Here is a 14,427-nt window from a genome sequence, read left to right on the forward strand (position 1 = left end):
ACAACACCACTGTCATCCTGAGCAAAGCGAAGGACCTCCCGACTCTTGGCAGTAACCCCACCAAGGAGATCCCTCACAACATTTGGGACGACCATACCACCTTAGTAGAGCTTTCGCCATGCTTAGAGCATCTCAATTGCTATTGCCGTGGCCTCTCCTCCACCAATGCATAAAGAAGCAACACCCCGTGTTTTCTGTTTCTGTTTTAACGCATGCATTAAGGTCACAATAATACGTGCTCCAGAAGCGCCAATTGGATGACCTAAGGCACAAGCACCACCATGAATATTTACTTTTTCATCGTCCAATTCAAGTTGGGTAATTGCCGCCATAGTGACAACAGCAAAGGCTTCGTTAATTTCATATAAATCAACTTGGCCTGGATGCCAACCTGCTTTATTTAGTACTTTACGCACGGCATCGACAGGAGCTGTTGTGAACCACTGAGGTGCTTGAGCATGACTAGCATGGGCAACAATTCGAGCTAGAGGTTGTAATCCACGCTTTTTTGCATTGGCAGCCGTCATTAAAATTAAGCTTGCTGCACCGTCGGAAATGGAGCTTGAGTTTGCCGCAGTTACTGTGCCATCTGCCTTAAAGGCTGGGCGTAATTGGCTGATTTTCCCTAGCTTGCTTTCATCGGGACCTTCGTCTTTTTTCACAATGACTTCACCTTTACGATCCGCAATTGTCACAGGCACAATTTCTTCCGCAAAGGCATTTTTTTGCTGGGCTTGCAGTGCCCGCGTTAGGGAGCGCGTAGCGAATTCATCTTGTTGTTGGCGAGAAAATTGAAAATGGTTAGCAGTTGCTTCGGCGAAACAACCCATTAATTGGCCGCGCTCATAAGCATCTTCTAGTCCATCTAAAAACATGTGATCTTTCAGTTCACCATGCCCTAAGCGATAGCCAGCGCGTGCTTTACTTAATAAATAAGGTGCATTGCTCATGCTTTCCATGCCGCCGGCAAGGATAACATTGGCTGAGCCTGCCTTAAGCAGATCATGAGCTAACATCACTGCTTTCATACCCGAGCCACACATTTTATTGACGGTTGTCGCATTGGCTGAATTAGGTATCCCTGCCTTGATCGCAGCTTGTCTTGCGGGTGCTTGGCCAATACCTGCTTGTAATACACAGCCGCTGATCACTTCATCGATATCGGCAGGTGATATTTTTGCCTGAGCCATAGCTCCTTGGTGAGCAATAGCACCCAGTTCAGGGGCCGATAGAGCAGATAGGGTGCCGAGCATTCCACCCATTGGTGTTCTTTTTGCCGCAACAACAACAATTTCATTCGATTCCATGTTCATTTTTCTCTCCCTTTAAGCCGTTTCTCTAAAAAGTTCTCGTCCGATTAGCATGCGCCGGATTTCGGACGTACCTGCCCCAATTTCATAGAGCTTTGCGTCACGTAGCAGTCGACCTGTTGGGTATTCATTGATATAGCCATTACCCCCCAGGATTTGAATAGCTTGCAGCGCCATTTGTGTAGCTCTTTCCGCAGTATATAAAATCACTCCTGCTGCATCTTTACGGCTTACTTTCCCTTGATCGCATGCGCGTGCGACTGAATAGAGATAAGCACGTGAAGCACTCAATTCGGTATACATGTCTGCTAATTTACCTTGAATAAATTGAAATTCCCCAATAGGCTGATTAAATTGTTTACGCTCATGAACATAAGGTAGTACGACATCCATACAGGCTTGCATGATGCCGACAGGACCTGCGGCTAATACGGTGCGTTCATAGTCAAGCCCACTCATTAAGACTTTGACGCCTTTGTTTATTTCCCCAAGGACGTTTTCTTTAGGGACTTCGCAATCCTCAAAGACAAGCTCACAGGTATTCGAACCGCGCATGCCTAGTTTGTCAAGTTTTTGTGCAGTTCGGAAACCTTTAAACCCCTTTTCAATAATAAAGGCAGTAATGCCTTTGCTCGCTGCTTGTTTATCGGTTTTAGCGTAGACGACTAGTACATCAGCGTCGGGACCATTAGTAATCCACATTTTAGTGCCATTGAGAATGAATTTGTCGCCGTGATAAGAGGCATTAAGTTGCATGCTAACCACATCAGAACCCGAATTGGATTCACTCATCGCCAGTGCACCGACGTTTTCTCCACTCAGCAGTTTAGGAAGATAGCGCTGCTTTTGTTCAGTATTGCCATTCAAATAAATTTGATTCACACAAAGATTGGAGTGCGCTCCATAGCTTAGCCCCACAGAAGCCGAAGCACGGGATATTTCCTCCATGGCAATGACATGCCCGAGATACCCCATGTTTGCACCGCCATATTCTTCGCTGACAGTAATCCCCAGTAAACCCATCTCTCCTAGTTTTCGCCATAATTGATTAGGAAAAGCATTCTCGATGTCAATTTTAGCAGCGAGAGGGACTATCTCTTTTTGAGCAAAATGATAAACACTGTCGCGCAATATGTCATAAGTTTCACCAAGTAGGGTGTGCATAGATGACTTCCTGTTACTAAAGCGGATAGGCTAGACTATACCCAATCAAAATTAAGTTGCAACATCAATTTAATCGACTATGCTACTAGCATGATATTGAGTCAATTTGCCTTGTACTGAACTCAATTAAAAAAATAGATAAATCAATGCGTTAAATTGGCGGCGGGAATGTGATATAGACTAATCTTCCACCGTGATGAGTTAATTAGGGGATGGTGTGAATAGTCTCCATTCATTCGACGCCAAAGAGGAGTATAACCTATGCGAAAACTTGTGCTCTGGGGACACCATGTTGACGAATATCAAGAAATGTTTGATTTATCAGTTGAAGAGATGGGGGCGCGTGTATTGGAGTACGGGTGTGGTCCGAGCGCTGTTAATGCGGAATTAACTGCTACTTCCTCTGGTCAAATTATCAGCTGTGATCCTTTATTTAATTTAGACAAAGATACCCTTTACAGCAAAACCACGTTGATATTTGCGGATATGGCCGAAAGAGTACTTAAAGATCGAAAAATATTTGATTTTAGTCGCTATGGTAGCCCTCGGTTGCTCATTGATGAACGGCGTGAAGGGATGGCGAAATTTTTTGCTGATTATGAGAAAGGCAAAAAAGAAAAGCGTTACTTAGGCATCAGTGAAAATGTGCTTCCTTTCGCCGATTTTTCCTTTGATTTCGCTTTAAGCTCACATTATTTATTTGCTGATTTGGATGATCAAGACGTTGATTTCCACATCCAAGCGATTAAAGAATTGGCCAGAGTGGCTAAAGAAGTCCGTATTTTCCCACTGATTGATCGCTACAATCAACCTTCACCCTTTCTAGGGCCTGTGCTTCTCGGTTTACAACAGGATAATTTTGGAACAGAAGTGAGGGAAGTTGCCTATCATTTACAACCCAGCGGTAATGCGATGCTACGAGTATGGGCTCAACAATGCCAGATCTAATTTTGTAATGAGTACAGCCTTATTCTAGTCACGGTTCCCCGTCTTCAAAGTATTATATTATACTCTAAACGGACAGGGACTTTGAGATTGCAGGGTAACAATGGCAATCTCTTGATTAGGTAATGATTCATTTCTTAGCTCTATAACAGATGGATTGACTACTGGCCAAGCAACGGCGAGAGCCTGGGCTTGGGTATGAAAGTCTTGAATGCAGCTGAGTGAGTCATATTTGCTTTCTGCATACCCTTGAATGCGGGTTAAGAACTGATTGATATGATGAGAAAGTATATTACGCAGAGACTCATGAAGAAGTGGAAGCAATTGCCCTTTTATTAAGTAAAGTGCCCCGATTAGCGCTTCTGTGGTTAAAGGTTTACTGTGCAAATCTTCAAATAAATTGCTTATCTCTTGGATTAATTTTTTATGCATTTTCCCTTTGCCAAAAAAAGCGAACATGGAGCTGCGAAATTGGGGATATAAATTACGAGATAACCGCCATTCGATGTTTGAGATGAATTCCAGAATATTCAGTTTTTCAATTTCACCAGCCGTGGTTTTAAGTGAAGCTATCTTTTCTTCAAGATAATTGATCTGGTGAGGCGTGAGGGGTTTAGTTAATAGATCCCTTAAGATAGTCAGGTGCATTTCTACAAAATTAGCAGCGAGTCGTCTAATGACCGGATTGTTTTCTTCTGCAGGAGTGCGTAAAGCATACATCTCGAGTTTGGCCTGATTAAGCAGCTTAGGTAGAAGAACAGTCATTTTGAGTAAGGAAGGTTCTTTCAAAGAATAAATTCGTCGAGGATCGGCCGATGATGATGCTGAAGGCATGAACGTTTTGAGTAATCCGAAATGACTTAGTAGATCAATGCCCTCTTTTTCTTTAATCGATTGATTGAATAAGATGATGTAGTGAAGGAAAGAGGTCTTAGAAAACAATAATTTTTCTATGGATAAATAAATTTGATCTAGCTGAAGCTGTAACTCATAAATCCTTTTTGCAATATCTGACATAACATATTCCTTATGTTAGCTCAAATAAGTCTGAGTGTGTATTAATTAGCTACTGCCATAGTTTAAAGAGCTCCAATTCTGCAATGATGTAGAATGATGCGTACAACTTATAAAACGTGTTCATGTCCTATTTTACGACACTTTTATAAGGGTTCTTTCCTTTTCTTCCTATTTGCTAGATCCCGCGGATAAGGTGTGAGATGTAGGGGAAGGGCGACCTTTTACTTTTTTAACAAACGAACATGTATCCCTAATGCAACATTTTTTTTGACATTTGTCAATATATTAAGCTTATTTTAGTGTTTTTTTCTTATTAGATGAAAACAATATTTTTAGCGCTAAAATTTTCCTGTAGTATTTTCGCATCGCATCATTAGGGGGGCAATACCCTCAATCGATTGTTGTTTCAGGAGTTGTCATGTACTCACTTGTTCGTCCTTTTTTGTTTTGCTTAGACGCAGAAAAGGCGCATGGTTTTACTTTGTCGGCTTTGCATTGGATCCCTCAATGGTGGTTCAAGCAGCCTGTGGGTAGGGAAGTGACTGCAATGGGATTAAAATTTCCTCACCCCATTGGCTTAGCCGCTGGATTAGATAAAAATGGTGAACATTTAGATGCTTTAAGTAAGATCGGATTCTCTTTTATCGAAATAGGCACGGTGACTCCCTATCCACAAATGGGAAATCCTAAACCCCGTCTTTTTCGGTTACCTCAAGCGACTGCAATTATTAATCGCATGGGGTTTAATAATCTTGGCGTCGATGCATTAGTTGAAAATGTTAAAAAAGCGCATTATCGTGGTATCTTAGGAATTAATATTGGTAAAAATAAAGAAACGCCTTTGACAAGATCAGCAGAGGATTACCTGCACTGTTTACGTAAAGTTTATCCTTATGCTTCTTATGTCACCATTAATATCTCATCACCCAATACTCCCGATTTACGGTTGCTTCAGCAGCAGCAATTTTTTCGTGATCTTATAAATCAATTGTGCGAGGAACAAAAACGTTTAGCAGATAACCATCAACGTTTCGTTCCGTTAGTGATAAAACTATCTCCTGATGAGTCGGATGAAGCATTGAAGCAAATAGGAGATATTATTGTTGAACGAGGGGTGGCTGGAATTATTGCAACAAATACAAGTTGTTCGCGAGAGGGAGTTGCTTCCTTGCCCCATGGGACTGAACAAGGAGGGCTAAGCGGGCGTCCTATCGCAAAACGGTCGACTCATTGCTTGCGCGTGTTGAAGCGGGTTGTGGGTAATGACGTGACTTTGATAGGCGTAGGGGGTATAGATAGCACAGAAACAGCTCAAGAAAAAATAAATGCGGGAGCCGATTTGTTGCAAGTTTATACTGGGTTAATTTATCAAGGGCCAGGATTGGTCGCTGAATTAACTAAAAATTTAACCAATTGATAGGAAATAGAAGTTTGCGATGTTCGGCTTATTGCGATCGTAAGTTGGGGTCACAGCTATTTTGGACCAAGACTCAAGCTCCTTTAAATTTCGCCTAGCGAGAGTGGCCTATTCTCATCAGAGAACTTGGCGGGTTACCCTATTTAGCGTTACAATTCGGCCTATCTTTATGCCAACCTAGTCGCATACTAATGAATAAAAAGCCACTTGGCAAAACCGGCCCCTTATATCGTCGTTTGCTTTCTTACGTCAAACCTTTTTGGCTTGTCCTGTTGTTAGGTATATTTGCTAATATCCTTTACTCCATTATTGATGCAGGCTTCACCTACATGATGCGTCCCTTTTTGGATAAGGGATTTATCCATCTTGACATGGATTTTGTTAAGAAAATTCCTTTTATTGTATTGATAGGGATTACGGTTCGAGGTTTGGTCAGTTCATTAGGTAGTTATTGCATGACTTGGGTTGCTCGCTCCGTGGTTAAAGTACTGCGACAACGGGTTTTTGCTCATATAGTGAGATTACCCGCTGATTATTACGACGAGGCGACTTCAGGACAGCTTCTCTCCAAAATTCTTTATGATGTTGAGCAAGTAGCCCAAGTCAGTGCCGATGCGTTAACTGATTTTGTGCAGAACACGTGTTTGGTGATTGGTCTTTTGACGGTTATGTTAGTGATCTGTTGGCAGCTATCGCTGATGTTTCTATTGACTGTCCCTTTTGTGGGTTTGATTGTGAGTTATACCAATAAGCGGGTGCGTCGAATCAGTCATAAAGTTCAAAAATCCATGGGGGAAGTCACTGAAATTGCGGGTGAAGTGATAGAAGGTTATCGAGTTGTGCGTGTTTTTGGTGGTGAACAGCATGAAATTGATAAATTCGAGCAAGCCACTGAAATTTCGCGTAAAAACGATATGAAGGTCGCGGTTTCTAAAGCAATCAATGTTTCTGGGGTGCAGTTCGTAATTGCCGTAGGGATTGCTGCGATTATTTTGGCTGCGATTCAACTGGCTACTGTGATCACGATTACGGCGGGTTCTTTTCTTGCGATCATTGCTGGCATGTTGCAACTCATTAAGCCGATGAAAACCTTAACAACGCTCAATGCGACAATTCAACGAGGCTTAGCCGGTGCAGAAAGTGTGTTTGACTTGCTCGATAAGCCTGTTGAGAGCACTAAAGGCAAAAAATTAGTGAAAAAAGTGAAAGGCGCCATTGAGTTTGAGCGAGTGAGTTATGCTTATCGTCAAGGACAAGCAGTATTGCATGAGGTGAGTTTTACTATTGCCCCCGGTGAAACAGTCGCTTTGGTAGGCCATTCGGGCAGTGGTAAGACGACAATTGCTAGTCTCCTCCCTCGATTTTATGAGCTCAAACAGGGACGTATCACGTTGGATGGCGAATCAATCACTGAAATAGCCTTAAGCAGTTTACGCGAGCAAATTGCTTTAGTGAGCCAAAATGTCACTTTATTTAATGATAGTTTAGCGAACAACATTGCTTATGGGCGTTTCAATGTGAGTCGTGAGCAAATTGAGCAAGCTGCAAAATTTGCTTTTGCTGATGAATTTATTCAGCGATTGCCTAAGGGGTATGACACCCGTGTGGGAGAGAACGGTGTTCTTCTGTCAGGAGGACAAAGGCAGCGGATAGCCATTGCTCGTGCCCTATTAAAGGACGCACCGATTTTAATTCTTGATGAAGCCACTTCAGCGCTCGATAGTGAATCAGAGCGGTATATACAAGCGGCGTTAGAGCGAATCATGAAAACTCGAACTACTTTAGTTATTGCCCATCGCTTGTCAACGATTAAAGGGGCCAATAAAATTATTGTGATGAATCAAGGGCAGGTGGTAGAGCAAGGCACGCATCAGCAGCTACTGGATTTAGAGGGACATTACGCCCAATTGTATCGAGTACAAAAATGGGGTGCTGGGCATGAAGAAGTAATCGCATGATGTTACTTAATATCGATAATTTATGGTATAAAAAACATCCTTTACGCTGGATGCTATGGCCTTTGGCTGTTGTGTATGAGGTAATAACTTCTCTTCGTCGTATTTATCTATCGCGTTTTTGTCAGCAACAATTTTCTATTCCTATCATTGTGGTGGGCAATTTAACCGTAGGTGGTGTTGGGAAAACACCTTTAGTGATTGCACTGGCAAAGCAGTTACAAAATAGGGGATTACGTGTAGGCATTGTAAGTCGTGGCTATGGCGCTACGATTAGGCGATTTCCTCATGAAATTTCCCTCGATGATACAGCGAACTTAGTGGGCGATGAGCCCTTATTAATTGCTAAAAAAACAGGTTGTCCTGTGGTTATTGCGCCGAAACGTGTGCAAGCCGTGCGCTACTTACTGGAGAAGCATGGAAGCCAGGTTATTCTTAGCGATGACGGATTGCAGCATTATGCTATGGGGCGCGCCATTGAAATTGTGGTGATCGATGGGTTGCGTCGATTAGGCAATGGTTTGTGTTTACCAGCAGGGCCTTTGCGGGAAAGTGCCCGACGTTTGCAAAGAAGTGATTTAATTGTGGTTAATGAAGGCGAATGGCCCAATGCCTATTCAATGCATTTGCAGCCGGGGGCGCTCACACAACTCACTACAGGACGAGAGGTGAATAGGCAGAGTTTACGATCACCAATTGCTGCAATTGCAGCAATTGGCCACCCACAGCGATTTTTTAAGACGCTGCAAAATATGGGATTGGCAATAATAAAACATCCTTTTCCCGATCATCACTATTTTCAGGAAAAAGAGTTACAATTTGCAGCAAAAACAGTGATTATGACCGAAAAAGACGCGGTCAAATGTCAATCATTTGCACAAGACACGTGGTATTTTTTACCTGTGGAGGCAAAATTAAGCGACTCGTTTTGGCAGGCGCTATGGTCACATGAACGATTACAGGGTTACATTTGAGATGAGACAAATTGGACTGTGCAGGTTATTTGGAGCCTTTATTTTTTTGACGGCAAGTGTCTGTGCCACCGAAGCTGTGGATTCGGCAAAAACGGAGGTAAAGCAAATCGAAGCTAATTTATCGGCTAATTCGCTAGAAGCTTATTGGGTATTTTCCGGTATAGTGGCTAATGAAAGTGGTGAACATTACGATTATTACTTCCAAATTCAACGAAAAAATACGCAATTTTATGCCCTTGCGACACTGATTGATAGTCAAAGCAAAGAGGTTTTACTTTTTGAAGAGGGTAATACCACCATTGAGAATGCGGATACAAAAAATTGGCATGTGGGAAATGCATTTATGCAATTTAACCCCATTAACAACAGTTGGGTTTTCGGTATTAAAACAAAAGAAAATAAGGGATTTAACTTTAAAATTGATATGCTAGCCCAAGCTGTTAGCCCGCCCGTTAGTCAAGATCTGCGTTCGGGTGTAGAGTTGCTGATTAACCAAACGGGGCGGCTAAATGGCCATTTGCAGACGGGGGAAAAGGCCAAAGATCAATTTGTTACTGCACCTAAAGCTTGGTTTAAACAGATTCGTGTGAATAAACCACAGGATAATCTCCATTCTCTCACGGGTATTTTATGTCAGTTTAATGATGGAAGTGGTTTTTATGCAGTCAATTTACAAGAACCTGATGCGCTGAGAGGCGCTATAGCAGGATGGCGTGATATTCAAGGCTCAGCGATGGCTATGTCGCAGTTTGTATCGGTTAAAGAAGCCGATCAAGAAGGAATCTGGCATATCCGTATACCCTCTCCAAAAGTCCATCTTACCTTACAAGATGTCTTAACCAAGTCAACCAATAGCCATCAGCTCATCGCGGGTCTTGCCGATGGAAGCATGCCCGGATTTTGTGCCATAAGTAAGGATCAAATTGGTTAGCTGGACGTACCGCGACTTATCCTCGTCAGGAAGGAGGCGAGTTATTAGCAACGTGTTTGTAACGAATGAGGTATTCGTTATTCCATTGCCAATATTGCTTTGAGTCTAAGGAAATTTGAAACGATTTGACTAACTTAGTATTTAACTCACTTCGCTTATTAAACAATAAAGCAAATTCAGCCGTATTTTCAACAAGAGGTGATAAAAGAAAGCCGGCTTTAGCCATAGTCGCGATAAAACGATATTGCTTTTTTGTACCGTCTTTTAGTTCGAAATGAATTTGTAATGGCGTGGGTTTAAAGAGAATGGTGGATAACTGTCCTAGTATGGTCGGTTTAATTTCAAACTCAGCAAATAGCGGTTGATTTCCAGAAGGAAGCGTCACTGTTTCTCCTAGAAAATGGTTTTCGTTGGTGATAACTGTCATTGGATTTGTAATGAGCGCATTCTTTTTTTGCAAAACTAAAAACCCATTGATCATGCTTACCGGTTGGTAATTGGCCATCAAAAAAGGCCAGCTTAAGCCATCTTCGAGCGCAGGAACTCGCTCATCGATGGGTTCTATTTTAAAAATAATGTTATCAGGTCTCTTTTTTCCTAGAAGGTGTATTCTATTCTTCTCAGCCAGATTAGCTGTGAAAACGGAATAGCTTTGAAACACAGGACGAGGAGACCAGGTGTTTCCTGATGAAATTAAATAGGATTGGTTGGTTGAGTAAATATCGGTAGTGCCGGGTAAAGAAGGAAACAAGGCCCGATCACGCATGAAGTTCATCACAAGATTAAAATCTTGTATTAACCCATTTCTGTCTTTTAGCCTATTTTTAAGTCCGAACCAGGCTGCTGTATAAGTGGATTTGAAATTGTTACGGATTGATACCTGAGTGTAGTGACTATTGATGTCTTTCCAAGTATAGAAAGAAATAAGGATAACGATAAAAACCATTTTGGAATGAAAAAGAAACGGAAGAAGTAATGCGGCAATCAGAATGGATGAGCTAGCGATGAATGCATGGCCAACATGGCGCGTAAAGCCTGTCTTAAAAGAAAGGAACAAAAAAACAAGAAAAAGGCTGAGGAGAAAAAATCGCTGAGCGTGAAGTATTTGTGTCCTTGTGGCGATAAATGAAAGAAGCAGTGTAGAATTGATGAGGTAGAGTGTAATCTCTGCATGGCTCCCTTCCGTAGACATCGCCTCACTAAAACCCGAAGCGAGTAAGACAGTCCCACTCAAATAACTAAATAAATTGCTCAGCGATTGCCCAGCGCCAACCCAAAATAGCAGAAGTGATAATAGGGGTATGCCTAAGCTAATGAGAGCACATTGATTTTTTTTATTCATTTTAAAAAAAACGGCGCAAAAAATCATAATGACAGTACACAAAATTAACAAAGAACCTTTAATTAAAGGAAGTAAACCAAAGGGGGCAAAGATCAAGATAAGGGACAAGGGGAAGTGTTGGTTTGAAATTGGTAATAGTTTCTTCCTATTCATTGCGGGGCGTTGAAATGAGGAAGAGAGGGTAGTCATTCCCTTTTCAAAAGAAACCATTTTGAAACAAACTAGCCCTGCTAGCAAAGGATAAGAAAAAAACAAGGAATCGCGAACATAGACCATTGTAAATAGAAGAAGACCAAAAACAATACTCCAGTGCCATTGGATTCCTCTCATGAGAAGAATCAGGCAGATCCAATAAGAAATGGCTAAATAAAGGCTTCCGCCCATCGTCATGAAATCGGTGCTGGGATGGTAAGCTTTTGTGTAAATCGCGGAATAAGGGCCTAAGGTAAAAAGGATGTCTTTACCAAAAGCAAGTCCTTGAGCAATCGCTTGATTCAAGCCAAGTGCCCAAGAGGAATCGAGTCCAGGCGCTGGCATTTTCGGCGAGAAGGGCACGAAGACACTGACGGTAATCACCAGTAAGAGCAACTTTAAGAAAACATCTGCTAAATGGGAAAATTTTGCCATGAAAGGTCAACATGCTCTAAAGTGTGTTGTACAGTTTATACTGTACAGCAGAATTCACCAATTTGAATTTGAGGAAGAAAATGAATTTACGCGATTTGCATTATTTTGTGGTATTAGCTGAAGTAATGCATTTTGGTGAAGCTGCTAAGCGTTGCCATGTGAGCCAGCCTACGCTCAGTATGCAGATAAAAAAACTTGAAGAAGAATTAGGTGTAGTTCTTTTCGAGCGGAATAACAAACAGGTTATGTTGACCGATCAAGGAAAATCGCTGGTTGGCCGTGTTCAAGAAATTTTGGCCCAGGTGAATGAATTAAAGGAGTTTGCTCGTGCTGCTGCTGATCCATTTGCTGGTGAATTGCGATTAGGTGTTATACCCACTTTGGCTCCTTATTTGCTACCCCACGTGATGTCAAAAATTCAAACGAGTTTTCCTAAATTGCGGGTATGGTTAATTGAAGACAAGACTTATCGTTTGATCGAAAAATTGACTGCTGGTCAATTGGATGCAGGCATTATGGCAACCCCTATTGATGAAGAATTTAGCAGTCAATTCCTTTTTGAAGAGCCTTTTTATTTTGCTACAGCACGAAATTACCCCATAAAGCATAAAACAGCAATGCAGGTTAATGAGTTAATCAATCAACCGGTCATGCTACTCGAAGAGGGTCATTGTTTACGTGAGCAAGCGATGGCGGTTTGTCGGTTAGCAAAAGCAGAAATACGTGCGGACTTCACAGCAACCAGTTTAGAGACGTTACGGTTGATGGTGGAGTCTGGGATAGGTGTTACGCTGTTGCCTGCATTGAGTGTGCAAAAGACAGGAACTGATAATCTACAAGTCATTCCTTTTGCTAAGCCGGCTCCTTCTCGCACTATCGCGCTTTATTGGCGCCCCGGCACCGCGAAGCTGACCTGTCTGAAAGCAATTGCCCGGTTGATTAGCGCTGTGATTCAGCCACTGCTGTAAGCGGCTGGACCCAAGACCAACCTACGAGTAAGAAAGATTCCCGGTTGGGATTTCCTCTGCCTTGCCATTACTTCCTTCTTTAAAGAAAGTCTGTGTCGGGCTTTCTTTTAAACTGGAAATTTCTTTACGTGTCAGGAGTGCATCGATTTGTTCTATAAAAAAAGTAGATTCTTGAATGATTTCTTCTTTGTCTTTTCTAGTTGAACCATCAAGTGAGGCTTTATTCTTTTCGAAGAATTCTCGCAAATCATTTAATAACACGAGACCTAGCTGGGCTAAATTGTCTTGTATCCATTTTTTCAAAAAGAGATTTTTAAATTCTAAATGCCAAGGCAGGGCGAAGGACTTGGCTTGTTCAACTAAAAAACGTTTCGCTTTGTTGTCGTCGACTGAACGCATAAGGGTTACCAATTCCTGATCTAACCTTCTCACGCGCACATGCCCATAATTGTCCAGATAATATCTAATCTCATCGAGTTGTTTTGTCTCGTTAAGCTTAAATAAATAGCTTTTAATATCATCATGATAGATGGCAGTACTTAGTGCCATTAATTTTTCCTTGAGGGCTCCCTCCACGGCCTGATAATCAGATTTCTCGAGCGAGATCTGGCTGACAACCTCGGTTGAATTACCCGAATAAGAAACAGACTCTCCAGGAGTAGCGCACTCGCTTTGAACTGATTTCTGAGGAAGCTTCCAGAAAATATCAAGAATATCAACACGAGTTTGATCGCCGTCTCTCACTACCGCAAAGACAGCACGTGCAGTAGGGCGATAGGGTTTGCCGTTATGATGAATCACTTTCCCTGGACAAAATTGCTGAATTAGAATGTCTTTATTTTTACTCTGTTCATAATAGTCGATATCACCGACATCCTTAACGTATTTTGTCCCTGTTTTTAATGCTTTAAGCAATGCAGGAAGATCGGCATTGGCGACCAACATAACTCCTTTTCCTAAAGATTCTTGCATTGGTTTTATAATGAAATAAGAGATATGTGCAGGTGGAATGAAAGGTGTTGCTGAATCAAGCTGATAAAACCAAGTTTCTGGTTGAATATGTTTCAGCCCATTCAAGTCTAAAAGCTTATTAAAGATACGCTTATTCCGATCACAGAGATAAAAAGTATCAATTGCTCCGTCAAAAACAAGATGAGAGTCCTTACCTTGTTCCAAAAATGCATCATGTGTTTCTTGGATGCAATCCATTATGGTGTGCGTAAAGCAGTCATCAACCAAATGAATTTGTTTCGGGTTACTGGGGGTAGGAATTTCCTTAAGGTATTGGGGCAGCTCCCAGTTATTATCATCATCCCAACGGTATCGTGCATGCCTGAAACTGCGAGTCTCTGGAAGGGTTAATTCAATAGGACCATATTGAGCAGCATGCTTTAACATTGTTGCCTTATTATCAAAGCCGTGACGTGCTCTTTCTGATAAATTTGAACCATAGTAGGCATTGCCTAATTCTAAAATTTTTATTTCTTCATCGACTTTAAAGTCAGCAATGTGGTAAGAAATTTCTGTTGGCATGGTTGGGAAAAGTAATTAAAAGACATAAATTGTATATTTTTTATATAAAAAAGGCAAATTGTGAGCTTGGCATTTTGGGAGTGTCTTTAAAGAGGTGAGTATGGATAGAGCTATGGCAAGAAGCGGGGAAAAAGCTATTGCCAATAGTCGGGAGGTCCTTCGCGTTGCTCAGGATGACAGTTGTGTTGTCGTCCTGAGCGAAGCGAGGGATCTCCTTGGGGGGTTAGTGCCAAGAGTAGGAGGT

At 41.8% G+C, this 14,427-nt stretch carries 11 protein-coding genes; 6 read left to right on the forward strand and 5 right to left on the reverse strand.

Features of this window, described 5'->3' with window-relative positions; translation table 11 throughout:
* Window positions 1-122 precede the first annotated feature (122 nt).
* Together B5D33_RS00300 and B5D33_RS00305 are read right to left on the reverse strand one after the other, a co-directional pair.
* Complete coding sequence (locus B5D33_RS00300) at window positions 123-1,307, reverse strand: thiolase family protein (protein ID WP_058452245.1); 1,185 nt, start codon at window positions 1,305-1,307, stop codon at window positions 123-125.
* An 18-nt stretch (window positions 1,308-1,325) separates the two neighbouring features.
* A complete protein-coding gene (locus B5D33_RS00305; RefSeq protein WP_058452236.1) occupies window positions 1,326-2,474 on the reverse strand; it encodes an isovaleryl-CoA dehydrogenase in 1,149 nt (382 codons plus the stop codon).
* A gap of 261 nt (window positions 2,475-2,735) precedes the next feature.
* Between B5D33_RS00305 and B5D33_RS00310 the strand changes: the two genes are divergently transcribed.
* Entirely contained in the window at window positions 2,736-3,422 is a 687-nt protein-coding gene (locus B5D33_RS00310) for a class I SAM-dependent methyltransferase (protein ID WP_058452237.1), read from the forward strand.
* A 57-nt stretch (window positions 3,423-3,479) separates the two neighbouring features.
* Here the strand turns inward: B5D33_RS00310 and B5D33_RS00315 are convergent, their stop codons facing one another.
* Complete coding sequence (locus B5D33_RS00315) at window positions 3,480-4,436, reverse strand: hypothetical protein (protein WP_058452238.1); 957 nt, start codon at window positions 4,434-4,436, stop codon at window positions 3,480-3,482.
* 418 nt (window positions 4,437-4,854) lie between these two features.
* On the opposite strand from B5D33_RS00315, the gene B5D33_RS00320 reads away from it, so the two are divergent.
* The 4 genes from B5D33_RS00320 (at window position 4,855) to B5D33_RS00335 (ending at window position 9,713) form a co-directional block, all read left to right on the forward strand.
* Entirely contained in the window at window positions 4,855-5,853 is a 999-nt protein-coding gene (locus tag B5D33_RS00320; RefSeq protein ID WP_058452239.1) for a quinone-dependent dihydroorotate dehydrogenase, read from the forward strand.
* Window positions 5,854-6,044: 191 nt separating this feature from the next.
* Entirely contained in the window at window positions 6,045-7,811 is a 1,767-nt protein-coding gene (msbA, locus tag B5D33_RS00325) for a lipid A export permease/ATP-binding protein MsbA (protein ID WP_058452240.1), read from the forward strand.
* Entirely contained in the window at window positions 7,811-8,782 is a 972-nt protein-coding gene (gene lpxK / locus B5D33_RS00330) for a tetraacyldisaccharide 4'-kinase (protein ID WP_058452241.1), read from the forward strand. The genes msbA and lpxK overlap by 1 nt, the downstream gene beginning before the upstream one ends.
* 1 nt (window position 8,783) lies before the next feature.
* Window positions 8,784-9,713, forward strand: coding sequence for a hypothetical protein (locus B5D33_RS00335; protein WP_065239999.1), 930 nt, complete (start codon window positions 8,784-8,786; stop codon window positions 9,711-9,713).
* A gap of 25 nt (window positions 9,714-9,738) precedes the next feature.
* Here B5D33_RS00335 and B5D33_RS00340 read toward each other — a convergent pair whose 3' ends face one another.
* Complete coding sequence (locus tag B5D33_RS00340) at window positions 9,739-11,682, reverse strand: hypothetical protein (RefSeq protein WP_058452242.1); 1,944 nt, start codon at window positions 11,680-11,682, stop codon at window positions 9,739-9,741.
* 80 nt (window positions 11,683-11,762) lie between these two features.
* On the opposite strand from B5D33_RS00340, the gene B5D33_RS00345 reads away from it, so the two are divergent.
* Window positions 11,763-12,650, forward strand: coding sequence for a LysR substrate-binding domain-containing protein (locus B5D33_RS00345; protein WP_058452243.1), 888 nt, complete (start codon window positions 11,763-11,765; stop codon window positions 12,648-12,650).
* 21 nt (window positions 12,651-12,671) lie between these two features.
* Here B5D33_RS00345 and B5D33_RS00350 read toward each other — a convergent pair whose 3' ends face one another.
* Window positions 12,672-14,183 carry a hypothetical protein gene (locus tag B5D33_RS00350; protein WP_058452244.1) on the reverse strand — a complete coding sequence of 504 codons (1,512 nt, stop codon included), beginning with the start codon at window positions 14,181-14,183 and terminating at the stop codon, window positions 12,672-12,674.
* Window positions 14,184-14,427: the final 244 nt, after the last annotated feature.

Origin of the sequence: Legionella maceachernii (assembly GCF_900167045.1) — a bacterium.
In the GTDB taxonomy this organism is placed as follows: Bacteria; Pseudomonadota; Gammaproteobacteria; order Legionellales; family Legionellaceae; genus Tatlockia; species Tatlockia maceachernii.

What these genes read in the sequence shown, in the direction of transcription:
- B5D33_RS00320 (WP_058452239.1), top strand. Translation starts at nt 4,855, where the DNA reads ATGTACTCACTTGTTCGTCCTTTTTTGTTTTGCTTAGACGCAGAAAAG.
- B5D33_RS00340 (WP_058452242.1), bottom strand. Translation starts at nt 11,682, where the DNA reads ATGGCAAAATTTTCCCATTTAGCAGATGTTTTCTTAAAGTTGCTCTTA.
- B5D33_RS00300 (WP_058452245.1), bottom strand. Translation starts at nt 1,307, where the DNA reads ATGGAATCGAATGAAATTGTTGTTGTTGCGGCAAAAAGAACACCAATG.
- lpxK (WP_058452241.1), top strand. Translation starts at nt 7,811, where the DNA reads ATGTTACTTAATATCGATAATTTATGGTATAAAAAACATCCTTTACGC.
- B5D33_RS00350 (WP_058452244.1), bottom strand. Translation starts at nt 14,183, where the DNA reads ATGCCAACAGAAATTTCTTACCACATTGCTGACTTTAAAGTCGATGAA.
- B5D33_RS00305 (WP_058452236.1), bottom strand. Translation starts at nt 2,474, where the DNA reads ATGCACACCCTACTTGGTGAAACTTATGACATATTGCGCGACAGTGTT.
- msbA (WP_058452240.1), top strand. Translation starts at nt 6,045, where the DNA reads ATGAATAAAAAGCCACTTGGCAAAACCGGCCCCTTATATCGTCGTTTG.
- B5D33_RS00345 (WP_058452243.1), top strand. Translation starts at nt 11,763, where the DNA reads ATGAATTTACGCGATTTGCATTATTTTGTGGTATTAGCTGAAGTAATG.
- B5D33_RS00310 (WP_058452237.1), top strand. Translation starts at nt 2,736, where the DNA reads ATGCGAAAACTTGTGCTCTGGGGACACCATGTTGACGAATATCAAGAA.
- B5D33_RS00335 (WP_065239999.1), top strand. Translation starts at nt 8,784, where the DNA reads ATGAGACAAATTGGACTGTGCAGGTTATTTGGAGCCTTTATTTTTTTG.
- B5D33_RS00315 (WP_058452238.1), bottom strand. Translation starts at nt 4,436, where the DNA reads ATGTCAGATATTGCAAAAAGGATTTATGAGTTACAGCTTCAGCTAGAT.